The sequence below is a fragment of the Agaribacterium sp. ZY112 genome (genome assembly GCF_041346925.1).
GTDB lineage: Bacteria > Pseudomonadota > Gammaproteobacteria > Pseudomonadales > Cellvibrionaceae > Agaribacterium.
The window spans coordinates 3,212,135-3,226,590 of record NZ_CP166840.1 but is presented as its reverse complement, the minus strand read 5'-3'; the positions used below and the strand labels follow the sequence as shown (position 1 = coordinate 3,226,590).

The following is a 14,456-nucleotide window of genomic DNA, read 5'->3' as shown; positions in this document are numbered from 1 at the left end:
CGTGGCTGATCATTTAACAGAAGAAGAACAAATTGAAGCGATCAAGCGCTGGTGGGATAACAACTGGCTAAATGTGGTTGTGCCCATTGTTGCGGCAGCTCTTATTTATACCGGATGGAATTTCTGGAACGACCATAAAGAGAAACAAGCAGAAGCTGCTTCCGATGAGTATCAAGCTCTGATTGAGCTTATTCAGCCTGCAGGCCCTGCAGCCTTTGATGATGCGCTTAAAGCAGAAGCTGGTGCTTTAGCTACTGATATTCAAACAAAGTATCAGGGCACTATGTATGCTGATCTTGCGACCATGATTTCTGCACGTATTGCTGTGCAAGATCAGGATTATGCGACAGCGGTTTCTTTGCTAGAAGGCATCGTTGAAACTGAGTCTAACGAGGCGCTTGTGGCTGTTGCTCAGGCTCGTTTAGCGCGTGCTTTGGTGCAAACCGGAGAGCTAGATCAGGCGCTTAGCTTGGTGGTAACGACTCAATCCGAGGCAGTTAAGGCGCTTTATGCTGAGATTCGAGGCGACATTTATGTTGCTAAAAATGAGCCGGCCAATGCTCGTACAGCTTATAACCAAGCTATTGGCAGCCTTTCAGGTCAGCAATATGCACAGCGCAGTATTTTGCAGTTCAAATTAGACGGTCTTCCTGCAGATGAAGCCGTTGAAGCTGAAGCAGCCGCGGTAGTGGCTGAAGAAGCAGCTCAAGGTTGATTATGAACGTTAAAACCCTTGCTCTACTTTTGGCTGCTTGTGTTTTATTTGCCTGCAGTTCAAACAAAGATAAAGAAGAGTTAAAACGCTCAGGTTTAGTTGATTTTGACGATACCGTTAAAATTAAACGCGACTGGAGCAAGGGCTTAGGTGATGGTCGAGACAAACGCGCCTCTAATTTGCAGCTAGCCGTTGATGGCACCGTTGTCTATGGCGCTGATGTTGAAGGTCGAGTCTACGCCTATGACTACGAAAGCAAAAAACGCCTGTGGAAGGTTCGCCTTGATGACGAGATCAGCGCAGCGGTTGGTCTTGGTCGCAATCAAATTTACCTGGGTACCTTCAAGGGTGAATTGATAGCTCTGGACTCTGCAACGGGTGAAGAGCTTTGGCGTGCAAAAACCTCAAGTGAAATTCTAGGCGTGCCGGTGGGCTCTCGTCGAGTGGCGGTAGCGCAGACGATTGATGGCCGTTTATTTGGCTTTTCAACACGAGATGGTGAACAGTTATGGCGTTACGACCACGCAGTACCTGCTTTAACGCTGCGCGGAACCGCTAATCCTGTTTTGTCTCGCAACCAGCTTTTTGCTGCCTTTGCCAACGGGCAAGTGGTTAGCTTAAATGTTGGTGATGGCGCTTTATTGTGGAGTGGTCGAGTCAGTTCACCCCGTGGCCGCCACGACCTTGAAAAAATGGTTGATATTGATGGCACGCCCGTTGTTGATGGTGGTTTAGTCTACGCCGCAACCTATCAAGGTGCTTTGGCGAGCTTTAGCAAAGCCAAAGGTCAGGTTGTGTGGAAGCAAGATTTATCTAGCTATCGTGATCTCACTGTAGATGGTCGCTATGTTTATGCGGTTACTGAAGAAAGTCATTTAGTGGCTTTTGATGTTGCTAATGGCAGTATCGCTTGGACGAACGATCAAATGCAGCTTCGAGGTTTGGATTCGCCCCTTGCTTTAGGTAATTACGTGCTGGTGGTGGATGATGATTCCTACTTACACGTTATTAACAAAAGTGATGGCAGCTTTGCTGGACGTCGCAAGTTAAAAGGCGGTGAGTACAATGCACCGTTTATTAAGCTAGGTGAGCGCTTTATGACCTTTAGTGGTGATGGCAAGCTTGGCATCTATCGCTTGAGTGAGTAGGGCTCTGGCCCTACAATTTCTGTTATTTCTTTTTAGGCACCCCCCAAGGCTTTTTCTATGTTATCAACCGTAGCGTTGGTTGGCCGCCCCAATGTGGGCAAGTCGACTCTTTTTAATCGCTTAACAAAAAGCCGTGATGCACTGGTTGCTAACTACGCAGGCTTAACTCGTGATCGAAAGTACGGGGAGCTTGTTATTGGTGAGCGCCGTTATCTTGCTATTGATACCGGTGGTATTAGTGGCGAAGAAGAGGGTATTGATCTTGAGATGGCCGATCAGAGTCGCCAAGCCATTGAAGAAGCCTCTCTTGTGCTGTTTCTTGTCGATTGTAAAGACGGTGTTACGCCTGCTGATGAAGAGCTTGCCGAACACCTTCGTAAAAGTGGTAAGAAGGTTGTGTTGGTTGCCAACAAAATTGACGGCCAAAATGAAGACATGGTTGTCTCACAGTTTTACGAGCTTGGCTTTAGCGAGATTATTGGTATTGCTGCGGCTCAAGGTCGTGGCATTCGTGGCTTGCAGCAAGCTATCGTCGAGGTGTGGCCTGAAACAGCTCTGCTTGAAACCGATGAAGAAGAGATTAAAGAAGGCGGCATTAAAATAGCCATTGTCGGTCGCCCAAATGTCGGTAAAAGTACCTTGGTGAATCGTATGCTGGGTGAAGACCGAGTGGTTGTTTACGATCAGCCTGGTACAACACGAGACAGTGTTTATATCCCTTATGAGCGTGATGGCGAACCCTATACCTTGATCGATACTGCGGGTGTGCGTCGACGTAAAAATATCAAATTAACAGTAGAGAAGTTCTCTATCGTTAAGACCTTGCAAGCCATTGATGATGCCCATGTGGTGATCTTAGTTGTGGATGCGCAAGAGGGCATTGTTGAACAAGATCTGCACTTACTTGGGCATGTGATTGATACCGGTAAAGCCCTTGTTATTGCTTTAAACAAGTGGGATGGTCTTGAAAGTGAGCATAAGGCCTACGTTAAGACTGAGCTTGAACGCCGTTTAAGCTTTGTTGACTTTGCTGATACGCACTTTATTTCTGCCTTGCATGGCACGGGTGTTGGTCATTTATACGAGTCTGTAAAGCGCTGTTATAAATCAGCCACTGAAAAGTTCTCTACCAATTATCTAACTCGTATTCTTGAGCATGCGGTGTCAGAGCATCAGCCGCCGCTTGTGCAAGGGCGCCGTATCAAATTACGTTATGCTCATTCGGGTGGTCATAACCCTCCGATCATTGTGATTCATGGCAATCAGACCAAGTCTGTACCGGGGCATTATCAGCGTTATTTGGAAAAAACCTTTCGTCGAGCCCTCGATTTACACGGTACGCCTGTGCGTATTGAGTTCAAAACAGGTGACAATCCCTTTGAGGGAAAGAAGGCAAAATTCAAAACTCAGCGCATGGAAAAGCTGCGTGCACATGGTAAAGGTGCAAAACCTACTCGAACTAGGAAAAAATAGCGTCTCTAAGCGCTTGAAAACTCTGTGAAAGCTGCGATAATGCGCAGCCTTCGGGATACGCAGCCCGAAGCGGTCGGTTTAAACTCCGATCTATTTTCGAGTTTTAAACTCGAGTGTCGTGGTGGCCCAATTTGGTCCTCTCGCAACATGAAACTGTGAACTCCGCCAGGTCCGGAAGGAAGCAACGGTAGCAGTGGAATTGTGTGCCGGGATGTGGCTGGGTTGGGTCGCTTCCAACGTCAAGAAGCAAACCCTTCTCACGCTTCAAACCAATATCTCTCACATATTCGCATAAAAGTGGCGACAGATCTCACTGGTCCAAATCAACTGGCCGTACGCCCTGTTTACTCCTTTCAATAATTTATTGGGTGGCGCCAAATGCCGTTTCGTGGCGTGCACAAGCGATCTGTTACCGTCTTAATCTCTCTTAGTTTGACCTAGGTATGCCTCGGCTTTAAGGTGCCGTTTACCATCGACGGTTCAACATAGAGAAAAAGTGTGTTTAGACAAGGACTGGCGGCTGATCCTGTTGATGACTACGAGCCCCTAAAAGGCAACCCTCCGTGAGGAGCGCGCGCGTGCCAAACCTAGCATCAAATCACCTAAAGAGGTGTCAAACTTGAGCCCTAAAACATAGTCTCGTATACACTCAAGCACCAGATACCAACAACACAAGGAAATAAAAGTGGACGAAATTGCAAAAAGTGGGATAGACAAGGCAACTAATGTTCTCGTAAACCTTTCAGTCGGTGCAATTTCCAACTGGTACGCTAGGTCTGACTTCAATCATAAGAAAGCCACTGAGTACGCTCATCAAGTAGCAGAAACACATAAGAACATTCAAATCCTTGGGATGCCTCAGCCAAAGCATCTATCAAATGTGTATGTGAGCCTACGTGCTCACTCCAACTATCGAAAGTACTTAAGCAGTCCTATCGACAAGACATACACGTTTGACAATACTGATCTTGATGAATACCTACAGAACGATGACTTTATTGAATCCCTTCTTTCAGATTCGGGTTTTAAACACTTAATAAATGAAACCAGCGCGCGACACACTATACAAACTAGAGACACCACTTCTCCTCCAGCCTCCTACAGTGCCTCAGGCCTTAATGCGTTTTTATACGTTGAATCCAATCCACACACATTGGTATTGGGGCAGCCCGGCTCAGGAAAGACAACTTTTTTTAAGGCCCTTATCTTGGCTTACTGTGGCTTGCTTGACTCAAGAAAACCTCGGGTCCAGCTGATTCCTAGGATTCCTATTTATATCAATTTAAAAGATTGTAGTGAGCAGCTCGATGTCACGCCCACCTCTGATCAGTTTTTGATAGAGATTCAGTCACAGGTTTCCGAGCTAACTGGACGGAATTACTCTAAATGGCTACATGAGATGATATCCGAAGGTAGCTGTATCATTCTCACAGACGGCCTTGATGAAGTGCCAAAGTCGAAACTGAAGAGTAGGGCTAAGGCGCTACGTCGCTTCTACAAGAAATACAACACCAATAAATATGTCACTAGCTGCAGAACTTCTGTTTACGATAATGAGCTAACCGATGTGAGAATATGTGAAATAGATGATTTTTCACATGATGATATTTCCCTTTTCATAAAAAACTGGTTTGTCGATCGGCAAGATCTGGCTGAGAGATTAATCAAAGACATTAAAAGCCATAAGAACGCGACAGACCTTCTAAAAACCCCTCTGCTCTGTACGTTGGTTTGTATAATGTATAGTCACAATCGCACTCTCCCAAATAATCGCTCAGAGCTTTATGGAACCTGCGTTGACACGTTGATGTTCAAGTGGGATAGCCAGCGAGACATTACGCGGGACGGCAGTGTTGAGTGCATAACCCCCAAAAACAAAAGGTTCGTTCTATCCGAGATAGCTAGACTGACAATCGAGAATAGGGCCTCTCATATTGAGAAGTCAGCGTTGCTCAACTACCTAAAGGACCAATTGCAAAGATCTGGAGCACCTCATGTGTCTCCAGAGGCTCTGCTTAGGGATTACGAAAACAATATGGGGCTAGTTGTTGAGTACTCCTCAAATACATATCAATTCTCCCACCTAACACTGCAAGAGTTTTTCGCTGCCATATCTTATGTTGAAAACCATGATGTCGTGAACTTAGCCGAAAAAGCTTTCCACGACCCCAGGCTAAAAGAGGTTTTTTTGTTGTCATTGGAGATGATGCATCGAGCAGACGAGCCATTAATCAAGCTGATGATGGTGATTAAGAACCATCGGATTGGGCCGAAACTATCAGGGGACTCTTCTACGGAAGAGCTAATCAGTCAGGTTCTTGAGCTTGATATGACATGTGATACGAGAGTAAAAAAGGCCGCTATCGCGATTGCAGGCGACCTACTCGCGCTGAATGGTGACGATCTGGCTCATGACTGGAGGCAAGACGGAAAAAGCAGTCACTTCGACGTAGCTGAAGATACTCATTTCAACGCTTATATAAGTTAGAAGGGGTCCCGGCTGTCTGATAGCCTTCTGGGGAGATTTATGAGGTAGGTCTGGACCTCTTTAAATAGTGTGCAGTGAAAGACTACGTGGGGAGTGGAGTTCTGATCATAGATTGCATCAATGAGTTATAGGCCAAAGTGTCTCTTGGTCTTATCAATGAAGGAAGACCAATGAAGTGCCTCTCACAAGTACTCCTACTAATCTTTATAATGACCTCAGCAGCTGCCCATAATAACGGTAGAACAGACTCTAATGGCGGGCATAAGTGTAGTAGAAGAAGGGGGTGTGCAAGGGGTATCATAAGTACTAGAGCGGGCAGTACTGGTCCTTCTTAAGGTGAATAATCTAACAGCATTTAGTTAAACGGGATTCAAGGAAGGTAAATATATGCAGTACGCAACTTGCATAGCAGGTAATGAAGTTTGGGAGGTTCTACCTTTTTCAGCACTGCCTGATAGTGAGCTAGAGCAAAAGTAAATAGCTTAATTTGTACTGATTGCGGTGAGCTTGCTTGGTTTAGGAAAGAGAGCTCCCACGGCCATCCTGCACATTTTTGCGCAAGGCACGCCCCAGAATGCAATTTAAAGACTGAGTATGTGTATTCAGACGAAGAGCGGAATAATCATCTAAGGAGGTCGATGAAGTCTCAGCTGGTGACGCGATTATTGTCAGGCTAGATCAAGAGGAAGGAGGTGCAGTTGAAGTTGCCGAGACACCCTCACCACAGAGTGCCAGTCAGGGCTTCGAAAGTATTATAGGAGGCGGGGCGCAACCTTTCGAAAGATGGCTGGTTGAAAATCCAGAGAACCCTGCAGGAGAGCACTGGATGATTAACCCTGAATTTACAATTGTTCGGGATGTGTGGAATAGCAGACGGCATGAGTGTTAAGAAGCAACTTTCGAACCGCCATTCTCTCTAGATATGATCTCGCTGGCCGCATGCCCAATATTGAAATCATCATACAAGAATCCACAAACGATTCTGGTCTGCCAGTTGAAGCATGCGAATTCACATATGAAAGTGATTCTAATGATTAACACTGTAGCGCATAATTTAGTCCTTAGAGTCTCTGCAATACCATTTCAGTCCAGCCAAATAATTTCGTACGACCTGTCCACCCCTCTGAAGCCCTGTAACGGCAGTGGCTTCATGGCATACCGCTAGTAGGTGGGCGTTATTTATAGAGATAAAGGTAATCTGCGGCGACAGGCCTCGTTTTATCAGTTAACGGTTTGTTTCCAAGTATGGCTAAATAGTTCGAGCGCTGATTCCCCCCCCCTCTTGAGACTTGGCACTCCAAACACCTGATTTCCCTTTTTCGTATAGATATCGCTCAACAATTTCGGTAGTTTTGTCAGGTCTTTGGCATTACATAGCTTTTTGGAGTTAAAAATTTCTATCACTCTGTGTCCTTGTGATTGGCAATAGCTATTAATGGAGGCCTTAAGTGACGCTTTAATAGCTTCAATGCTTAACGTGGTTTTATTTAGTAGCAGATTCAGTTCAATGGAGAGTACTGCAGCGATCAAATTAGCCTGCTTTCTACTAGAAGTTCGTAGGCTTAGCCTTATTTCGGGGCGTGTTACGTTTACACTCTTGGGGATGCGTACATTAAAGTAGTACTTTCGGTCTCTTTTAAGGACATGATGCATAATAGTCTGACACCTGAGTCTGACAGTTTACTAAGGGTTGATCAGTTTTTATGCGTTTTAAGGGGGTAGGTTTGCAGCATGACAGAGGTAACCAAATCTTAATTGAAGCATCACTTTATCGTTTAAGCGGTTACGAAATCTCTCTCAATCGCTTATGGGGCCTGACCTAGAGCTAACATGTTGCTATTAACTGTGGGTAGTTCCAAAGAGGATAAGGAGATGCTGGCAAGAATTGGCAATGTGTGCCGGGATGTGGCTGGGTTGGGTCGCTTCCAAGACCCGCCCTCAGTCACCCCCTATTTTTTATCTCTTTAGTTAATCTTTTAGCTTCGCTTTAATATGTATCCCATTCAGGGCACCAATCCGCGTCGACTAAGCGCATGCCTTGCTCTAAGGCTTCTATACGTTGTAGCTCTTGCTTGCTTAATGTGATCTTTGTCGCTGCTAAATTGTCGGTGATACGTTGCTTGTTGGCAGAAGAGGGAATAACGCTATAGCCCTTGTTTAGCAAAAAGGCCAAGGCTATTTGTGAGTTGCTGGCTTGGTGCTCAGCGGCAATCTCATTAATAACACTGTCGTCCAATAGGGCGCCACGAGCAAGCGGAGAGTAGGCTGTAATAGGAATATCCAGTTCGCTACAAAACTTAGCAATAGCTTTGTTTTGCATATAGGCGTGAAGTTCAACTTGGTTTGTGGCCAGCGTGCGCTCATCCAGCATCATTAAGGTTTGGCGGATGTATTTCTGGGTGAAGTTTGAGACACCGATATGTTTGCACAGGCCTGAGTCATAAACATCGATAAATTGGCCGACATAGTCCTCAATAGGATATTCATCATGTAGTGATGGGAAGTGCAGCAAGAGTAGGTCGACTTCATCTGTTTGGAGTTTTTTGAGTGATGACTCAACACTTAAGCGTACTTGCCCTGGACCATAGTTTACCGGGTCAACTTTGGTGCAAATAAAGATGTCAGAGCGTGAGACGGAGCTATCACTTATGGCTTGACCAACGGCCTCTTCATTATCGTAAGCTTGGGCGGTGTCTATATGGCGATAGCCTAGCTCTAAAGCGTCTAGCACGCCTTGATAGGCCGTGGGTTTGTCTCGATTCCAAGTGCCGTAACCGATTGGAGGTAGGATACTGCTTTGACTGCTCATCGTCTTTTCCCGTGTAAGTTGTATACATACGTAAAGCTAATAAAACGTATAAAAAGGCCCGTACTTTAGCATGTTCGACCTAAGTCTTGTGTTGGCTATCTAGCCGCTTTTGCAGGCTCTGTTTTTCTTACTTGTTGCCTGAGCATTGATCGCTGCGTTTAGTGCCTATTGTGGGTATAATCGATCTCTTTGCTTTGCTCAATAGGATTCCAAGCAGCATGAGTTATCAGGTATTAGCGCGTAAATGGCGACCTCGTATTTTTAGTGAGATGGTCGGGCAGGAGCACGTCTTAAAAGCGCTTATCAATGCTTTGGATCACAATCGTTTACATCACGCCTATTTATTTACCGGTACTCGTGGTGTTGGTAAGACCACGGTTGCCCGTATCTTGGCTCGCTGTCTTAATTGTGAGACCGGTGTTGGCTCTTCGCCTTGTGGTGCCTGCCAAACTTGTATTGAGATTAATGAAGGTCGTTTTGTCGATTTAATTGAGGTGGATGCGGCCTCAAGGACCAAAGTTGAAGATACACGTGAGTTACTCGATAACGTGCAGTACTCACCTACTAGCGGCCGTTATAAGATCTACCTGATCGATGAAGTACACATGCTCTCGAATTCGAGCTTTAACGCTTTGTTAAAAACGCTCGAAGAGCCTCCTGAGCATGTGAAGTTTTTGTTGGCAACAACAGACCCGCAAAAACTACCGGCAACCATTCTTTCTCGCTGCCTGCAGTTTAACCTTAAGAACATGAGCCCCGAGAAGATCGTGGCACACCTGCAAAACATTCTTGCAGAAGAAATGGTTGAATTTGATACAGGTGCTTTGTGGCAATTGGCTCGAGCAGCCGATGGCAGTATGCGTGATGGCCTTAGCTTAACCGATCAGGCAATTGCCTTTGGTAACGGCAAGCTAAAAGATGCTGACGTGGCCTCTATGCTTGGCAGCATTGACCATAAATTTACCCAAAGCTTGGTTGAAGCCTTGCTGCAAGAAGATGGCGGGGCTTTGTTAGATGCTGTGGCTAAGTTTGCCGAGCATGCGCCAGACTACTCGGCAGCCTTGGCTGATTTACAAACGGTTTTACATCGTATTGCTATTGCGCAGGCTCTCCCTTCAGCCTTAGACAACAGTTTTGGCGACAAGGAGCAAATTTTGGCCTTTGCTAGCCAGTTGGCTCCTGAAGATGTGCAGTTGTTTTATCAAACAGCCCTGATGGGGCAGCGTGATCTGCAATATTCTGCAGTGCCAAGAACCGGCTTTGAGATGACGTTGTTGCGTATGTTGGCCTTTAAGCCGCAAGGCGTGGTTGATGTACCAACGCAAACCTTAGAAGATGCAGCAAAGCAGCAGGCCCAAGTGGCGGCTCTTAATGCAAGCCGAGCAGAATCAGCGCTTGAACCGCCAGTAAGCCCCGCTGTAGAGACTGAATCAGCCCAAGCTCAAGAACCAGCTGCTCAAGCAGATCAACCGCCTTGGTCAGACGAATCCGCAGGGGAGGGATCTAGCCCAAAAAAGCCTAGTGGCGCCGATGAGGCGCAAAGTCTTCACGAATCTTTTGTGCAGGGCAGCACTGGCACCGAAACCGTGGCTGCAGAGTCTGTCAGCCAAGAGTTAACAAACTCGGAACCACAGCAAACTGAATCGACTCAAAGTGAGCGCAGTCTTGAATCAGGGCAGCATGATAATCAGCTAGATACTACAGCTAGTGAGGTTGTTGAGCTAGGAGCAGCGCTCAATACTGAGGCTGATCATGGCATTACAGAAGTGCTTTCTCCACAGCATGATACTCAAGCTGAGGCAGAAGCCGATCGTCTAAGCTCGCATAGCTCGACTCAAGAGCCTTCTAATAAAGAGGGCGCTAGCCAAGTTGAGCATGTAAGTGTGCCTGTTGATGTTCAAGAGGCTCACTCATCAGCCTCTGTTTCTATTGATAATCGCGATAGCGAGCAAGCTGAAGCCTTAAGTAATGAGCCGCTACATGACGAGCCTGATTTGGCCGCATCTCAAGAGCGAGCGCAAGCCGCTATAGCCAGTATTGGCCAGAGCTTAGAGGGGCGTGCAGATGATCCATCTTCTGCGAAAAATCTAGACGAGTTAAGCCGTGATATTGCATCTGCCCATGTCCAGCGTGCGGTGGAGCGTATAGATGAACCCACTGCCGCTGAGTCTAATAAAGAAGCCTTACCTAAGCTTAGTTTTGACGAATTCCAACCTCATAATTGGATCTCTGTTTACAATCAGCTTGCTATTGCTGGGGTGCTTAGAATGACGGCATCGGGTTTTGTGTGTATTAACAAGCAAGGCCGCACGCTTTATTTCTTGCAAGATCAATTAGCCGGTGGCTTTTTAAATAAAGAGCACGCCGAAAGTTTGGGGCAAGCTTTAAGTGTCTATTTCTCTGAATCCATTGAGGTAAATATAGAAGTAGGCGAGCTGCAAAGTGACATGGAAACACCCGCTCAATGGCGCGAACGCAAAAAACAAGAGCGCCGTGTGGAAGCGCTTGCGGCTATGCGCGGTGATGCAGTTGTGCAGACTTTAGAGCAACAGTTTGCCGCCGTGTTAAATGAAGCTTCGCTGCAAGTGCACGATGCTTAATGAAGAACAATCTATATATGTATTTTATACATGCAAACTAAGAGGTAGTTATGAAAGGTCTTGGTGACATGATGAAGCAAGCACAGCAGCTTCAAGAAAACATGCAAAAAATGCAGGAAGATTTGGCCAATACAGAAGTGGAAGGTCAGGCCGGTGCAGGCATGGTTAAAGTCGTGATGACAGGGCGCCACGATGTTAAAAAAGTAAGCATTGACCCTATGTTAAAAGATGAAGATATTTCTATGCTGGAAGATTTACTTGCTGCTGCCGTCAATGATGCGGTACGCCGTGTTGAAGAAAAGAACCAGTCTAGTTTAAGTGATTTAACCGGAGGCATGAGCATGCCTCCGGGTTTTAAAATGCCATTTTAATAATTAGGCTGTTGGATGTTTTCTCCGTTAATCGATGAATTAATTAGCTCGCTTAAAGTGTTGCCCGGTGTTGGGCCTAAGAGCGCTCAGCGTATGGCCTTGCACTTACTTGAGCACGAGCGAGCTGGTGCAGTGCGCTTAGCTGAAGCCTTGCAACAAAGTGCTGACAAGGTTCAGCAGTGTGGTAATTGTCGAACCCTGAGCGAGTGCAGTCCGTGCCAACTTTGCGCCAATCCTAGGCGTAATGCTGCATTGGTTTGTGTGGTTGAAAGTCCAGCCGATGTCTTAGCTGTAGAACAAAGTGGTACTTTTAGTGGCCATTATTTTGTTTTGCATGGAAGGCTGTCACCAATCGATGGCATTGGACCGGCAGACATAGGGCTTAATATCTTGGTTGAAAAAATGCAGCAAGCTGGGCTCGATGAAATTATTGTGGCCACCAACCCCAGTATGGAGGGCGAGGCAACAGCGCACTATATAGCGGATAAAGCCAAAAGCGCGAATGTAAAAGTAAGTCGTATTGCTCATGGCGTACCCATCGGCGGCGAACTTGAATTTATTGATGGTGGCACATTAGCTCATGCACTTAGCTCACGACGAGAACTCTAATGGTTGAAGATTTACTTAAGCAGGAAATTCACTGGATAGACAGTGATCAAGCCTTAGAGCAAGTTTGCGAACGCTGGCAAGAAAAGCGATTATTAGTTCTTGATACAGAATTTATTCGTACCAATACCTATTACCCCATCGCAGGTTTAATTCAGCTCAGTGATGGTGACGCAAGCTACTTAATTGATCCAAAAACAATTCAAGACTGGTACCCGCTTATTGAATTGCTAGACGATGAGCATCGCATCATTGCCATGCATGCTTGTGGGGAAGATCTCGAAGTGTTGCAACAAGAAGTGGGCTGTATTCCGGCTTGTATTTTTGATACTCAAGTAGCCGTAGCCTTTACTGGTGGCGCCGCTTCTATGGGCTATGGCGCCTTAGTTGAGCAAGAGCTAGATTGTGTTTTACCAAAAGGAGAAACACGCTCCGATTGGTTGCAGAGACCTCTGAGTAAACCGCAAATTATGTATGCGGCATTGGATGTGGAGTATCTTTATAAATTAGCCGAAGTGTTAATGGCTAAGTTAGAAGAGCAAAACAAGCTTGAGTGGGTCATGGAAGAGGGCCGTCGTAGCTATCGACAGTTCAAAGCTTTGCAAGTGGGTAAGCGTGCGGTTGAGCGAATAAAAAGTGCATGGAAATTAAATGCCCGCCAATTAACCTTGTTAACTTATTTGGCTGATTGGCGAGAAAATCTAGCGCAGCAGCTGGACATGCCTCGCAATCGTTTATTAAAAGAATCAGCCCTGTTTGATATTGCGATAAAAGCGCCTGAGCATATTTCTCAGTTACGTGGTATTGAGGGCGTGAGTGAGCGCATTATCAATAAGAATGGCCGCCATATAATGTCAATTGTTGAGCAGGTTAGCGAGCTGGATGAAACAGCTTTGGTTGATGTCTTGCCTAAACCTTTTGATAAAGCTCAGCGTGAGAAACTGCAAAACTTCCGAGCCGTAATCAATGAGCTTGCGCTTGAGTTGGGTGTTGCTACAGAGCACTTATTTAGAAAAAAAGGCTGTGAACACATGCTGCGCTTGGCCCTTGCTGAGCAGTGGCAAGAAATTGAGTCGATGTTTGATGGCTGGCGTGAGCAAGCGCTTAAAGCAACATTGATCGAACATTTAAAAAAGTTATAGGCTGTTATCTCGTCATGAAAACTTTGGTGGATATTTACCGCAGTGGTAAAAAAGAAGGGCTTTATCTTTATGTGAATAGAGGTCAAGACTTATTGGAGCTTCCTGAGGCCTTATTAAAAAGCTTTGGACAGCCCGAATATGCAATGGGTTTGGCCTTAGATGAAGATAAACAGCTTGCACGTGTGAAAGCTAAAGATGTGCTTGAACAATTAAAAGAACAAAAATTCTTTTTACAGATGCCACCTAAAATCAGTGTCGAAGAGCAACTAAAAAGCTAATGCGAGATCAGTTTTGGTCTAAGTACAACTTAGAAGAGCTTGAACGCGATGAGTGGGAAGCGCTCTGTGATGGTTGCGCCTTGTGTTGCTTACATAAGCTAGAAGACGAAGATACAGGCAAGGTCGCAGTGACAGATATTCGTTGTCGATATCTAGAGCTTGATCAGTGCCGTTGTGGGGATTATGAGAATCGCCATGTTAATGTGCCCGATTGTGTGCCTTTTGATGCAGACACCGCCAAGCGTTTTTATTGGCTGCCTGATACCTGTGCTTATCGGCGTTTAGCAATGGGGCGAGAGCTGCCTTATTGGCACTGGTTGTTATCGGGTGATAAGAGTCTTGTGCATAGTTTAGAAGTATCGGCAAAGAAACAAAGCGTGTCGGAACTTGGTTTACCAGAGGACCAATGGCAAGAGCGAGTTGTCCGCTGGGTGGAAAAATAAAGGAAATACAATGACAGAACATGAACACTTATTAGCATGGGCCTACTACCTGGGCGCTTCTGTTTTGTTCTACGTGGTTTTTTGGTACGTCAGTCGCAATTGGTGGCGCGAGCTTAAGCAGTTGCTTAGAGCCTTATTGGCTGCCATCTTATTTACGCCTTGGTACACCTTGGGTGATCAAGGGTATATGAGCCCAGCTTGGTTAAGCTCTGTGGCTGATCTTCTGCTTGCTCGAGAGGGTGGTTTTATGCGTGCAGGCTTCCCACTTCTAATAGCCATTTGTGCTGCGCTTGCCCTCTCTAGCGCTTTGGCTTTTTGGCAATGGTTTAGCAGAAAAAGCGCTTAAACTTGCCCGCCTAAGTCGGCAGCAGCTCTCAAAGCCT

The 14,456-nt window shown here is 46.0% G+C and carries 13 protein-coding genes and 1 other RNA gene; 12 read left to right on the top strand and 2 right to left on the bottom strand.

What is annotated here, in order from left to right; genetic code table 11:
• Position 1: 1 nt before the first annotated feature.
• From AB1S55_RS13975 to AB1S55_RS13955, 5 genes are all read left to right on the top strand, one after another.
• Positions 2 to 715 (top strand): YfgM family protein, encoded by a 714-nt coding sequence (locus AB1S55_RS13975; RefSeq protein ID WP_370978794.1) that lies wholly within the window; start codon positions 2 to 4, stop codon positions 713 to 715.
• 2 nt (positions 716 to 717) lie between these two features.
• Positions 718 to 1,863 (top strand): outer membrane protein assembly factor BamB, encoded by a 1,146-nt coding sequence (bamB, locus tag AB1S55_RS13970; protein WP_370978793.1) that lies wholly within the window; start codon positions 718 to 720, stop codon positions 1,861 to 1,863.
• 57 nt (positions 1,864 to 1,920) lie between these two features.
• Positions 1,921 to 3,336, top strand: coding sequence for a ribosome biogenesis GTPase Der (gene der / locus AB1S55_RS13965; protein ID WP_370978792.1), 1,416 nt, complete (start codon positions 1,921 to 1,923; stop codon positions 3,334 to 3,336).
• Between the two features lie 129 nt (positions 3,337 to 3,465).
• Positions 3,466 to 3,562, top strand: an RNA gene (gene ffs / locus AB1S55_RS13960) — signal recognition particle sRNA small type.
• A 459-nt stretch (positions 3,563 to 4,021) separates the two neighbouring features.
• Positions 4,022 to 5,824: an NACHT domain-containing NTPase gene (locus AB1S55_RS13955; RefSeq protein WP_370978791.1), complete on the top strand. Its 1,803-nt coding sequence runs from the start codon at positions 4,022 to 4,024 to the stop codon at positions 5,822 to 5,824.
• Positions 5,825 to 7,045: 1,221 nt separating this feature from the next.
• Here AB1S55_RS13955 and AB1S55_RS13950 read toward each other — a convergent pair.
• On the bottom strand, positions 7,046 to 7,477 hold the full coding sequence (locus tag AB1S55_RS13950; RefSeq protein WP_370978790.1) for a DUF6538 domain-containing protein: 432 nt from the start codon (positions 7,475 to 7,477) through the stop codon (positions 7,046 to 7,048).
• A gap of 334 nt (positions 7,478 to 7,811) precedes the next feature.
• The gene (locus AB1S55_RS13945) at positions 7,812 to 8,633 is read right to left on the bottom strand and encodes an aldo/keto reductase (protein WP_370978789.1); all 822 of its coding nucleotides are present in this window, start codon (positions 8,631 to 8,633) and stop codon (positions 7,812 to 7,814) included.
• Between the two features lie 218 nt (positions 8,634 to 8,851).
• Here AB1S55_RS13945 and dnaX point away from each other — a divergent pair, with 218 nt between their 5' ends.
• The 7 genes from dnaX to AB1S55_RS13910 are packed head-to-tail and all read left to right on the top strand — an operon-like array spanning position 8,852 to position 14,419.
• A complete protein-coding gene (gene dnaX / locus AB1S55_RS13940) occupies positions 8,852 to 11,233 on the top strand; it encodes a DNA polymerase III subunit gamma/tau (RefSeq protein ID WP_370978788.1) in 2,382 nt (793 codons plus the stop codon).
• A gap of 50 nt (positions 11,234 to 11,283) precedes the next feature.
• Positions 11,284 to 11,604 carry a YbaB/EbfC family nucleoid-associated protein gene (locus AB1S55_RS13935; RefSeq protein WP_370978787.1) on the top strand — a complete coding sequence of 107 codons (321 nt, stop codon included), beginning with the start codon at positions 11,284 to 11,286 and terminating at the stop codon, positions 11,602 to 11,604.
• A 15-nt stretch (positions 11,605 to 11,619) separates the two neighbouring features.
• Positions 11,620 to 12,213: a recombination mediator RecR gene (recR, locus tag AB1S55_RS13930; RefSeq protein ID WP_370978786.1), complete on the top strand. Its 594-nt coding sequence runs from the start codon at positions 11,620 to 11,622 to the stop codon at positions 12,211 to 12,213.
• On the top strand, positions 12,213 to 13,352 hold the full coding sequence (gene rnd / locus AB1S55_RS13925) for a ribonuclease D (RefSeq protein ID WP_370978785.1): 1,140 nt from the start codon (positions 12,213 to 12,215) through the stop codon (positions 13,350 to 13,352). The genes recR and rnd overlap by 1 nt, the downstream gene beginning before the upstream one ends.
• A 14-nt stretch (positions 13,353 to 13,366) precedes the next feature.
• Positions 13,367 to 13,630, top strand: coding sequence for a YcgL domain-containing protein (locus AB1S55_RS13920; RefSeq protein WP_370978784.1), 264 nt, complete (start codon positions 13,367 to 13,369; stop codon positions 13,628 to 13,630).
• The gene (locus AB1S55_RS13915) at positions 13,630 to 14,073 is read left to right on the top strand and encodes a YcgN family cysteine cluster protein (RefSeq protein ID WP_370978783.1); all 444 of its coding nucleotides are present in this window, start codon (positions 13,630 to 13,632) and stop codon (positions 14,071 to 14,073) included. Before AB1S55_RS13920 ends, AB1S55_RS13915 begins: the two co-directional genes overlap by 1 nt.
• Positions 14,074 to 14,083: 10 nt before the next feature.
• Positions 14,084 to 14,419, top strand: coding sequence for a hypothetical protein (locus tag AB1S55_RS13910; protein ID WP_370978782.1), 336 nt, complete (start codon positions 14,084 to 14,086; stop codon positions 14,417 to 14,419).
• Positions 14,420 to 14,456: the final 37 nt, after the last annotated feature.